Here is a 1,018-nt window from a genome sequence, read left to right on the forward strand (position 1 = left end):
GAGGGGCAGTTACTGGAAGACGTATTAGCGGGACTCGGTAACACTCCCGGCACAAAGTGGTTAAAAAACCCTCAAGACCGCAAAGATGTCCAGTGGCATCGGGTTAAGGACGCTTACCGCAGTTGGGACAAAAAAAGCGAAAGCTTAAACCCGGTTGCGGGGGCGGTGATGGCGATTGCTGTCGCTGCGGTCACGGCGGGCTCGGGCCTGGCTGCCTGGGCGGGAAGTGGCGCCGTGGGAGCGACAGGCGCGACAGGCGCCACGGCGAGCGCGGTTTATGGGGCGGCTTATGGCGGTATGATAGGGCTGACCTCGCAGGCGGCGGTGGCGTTAGTTGAAAATAAAGGGGATCTCACCAAAACACTGGCTGCCTTAGCGAAGCGCGAAGCCGTCAAATCCCTCGTGACCCAAATAGCGGTGGGCGGCGCATTAGGGGGACTGGACCACACGATGGGTTGGGGAAAATTAGTGGAGGGAAAAGGCGTTGTCGATCCGCTAAAAGCGCAACTTCCCTTATTGAGTCACCCTAACTGGAGTCAGGTGGCCCAGCGTGTTGCGGCGCAATCCATCGTGAGCTCAACCATCGGGACGGCGATTAACGGGGGCAGTTTTACGGATAATCTGCAAGCGGCGTTACTGAGCAATATAGGTAATCAGATTAACGCGGAAGGCGCCAGGCTGATTGGTGATAAGGGACAGATTCTGGGTGTCCCGGGTAAAGCGATTAGCCATGCTGCGATATCTGCCCTGGCTGCTGAGATTGGCGGCGGTGATGCCAAAGGGGCGGCTGTAGGCGCTCTGGCGGCTGAATTAGCCGCCATCACCATGGAAAGCAGGCTATTTGAACCAGCGTATAAGAATGAAACAGAGCGGCAAATTCATAAGCTTCAGGAAGCGCTGACGGGTAATGAAACTAAGGCCCAGACGGCTAAATTTATCGGAGCGTTATCAGGTGCCCTGATTAGTCATACCCCGGAAGGTGCTTATAGCGCAGCAAACAGCGCAGAGCTTGTCTATC

The 1,018-nt window shown here is 56.3% G+C and carries 1 protein-coding gene; it reads left to right on the plus strand.

Annotated features, from left to right (window positions below; genetic code table 11):
* Positions 1 to 1,018, plus strand: a 1,018-nt coding sequence (locus KZ793_RS22350; protein ID WP_225817271.1) for a DUF637 domain-containing protein, incomplete at both ends; no start/stop codon positions are given.

It is taken from the genome of Photorhabdus antumapuensis (assembly GCF_020387775.1).
GTDB classification, from domain to species: Bacteria; Pseudomonadota; Gammaproteobacteria; order Enterobacterales; family Enterobacteriaceae; genus Photorhabdus; species Photorhabdus antumapuensis.